The organism is Leifsonia sp. SIMBA_070 (assembly GCF_046534635.1).
Classification (GTDB): domain Bacteria; phylum Actinomycetota; class Actinomycetes; order Actinomycetales; family Microbacteriaceae; genus Leifsonia.
Genome location: NZ_JAWRYK010000903.1, coordinates 1 through 238, shown reverse-complemented (window position 1 = coordinate 238; position 238 = coordinate 1). Strand labels below are relative to the sequence as shown.

Annotated in this window: 1 protein-coding gene; it reads left to right on the top strand. The window is 58.0% G+C overall.

All coding sequences use genetic code 11. The features are described 5' to 3' along the window. Positions 1-37 precede the first annotated feature (37 nt). The coding region (locus SB754_RS22830) for a hypothetical protein (RefSeq protein ID WP_410784545.1) at positions 38-238 on the top strand (201 nt) is incomplete at its 3' end.

Genomic DNA, 238 nt, shown 5'->3' with positions numbered 1-238 from the left:
CTGGTGCTCGGAAAGCGTCATCTGTCTGCTACGCATCATGCCCGGCCTCTATGATCTCAATGCCGCACTAGAGCTCCACCCCTTTGTGACGGTGGTAGGGGTCGGCAACCAGTTGGGGCAAACCGCAATACTGCGACGCAACGACACGGGAAACACAAGCGGAGTAGTAGACGCTTCCGCTTGTGGATTCAACGGTTGCAAGATGGGCAACCTCACTCTCGCCACTGCATCGACCGGC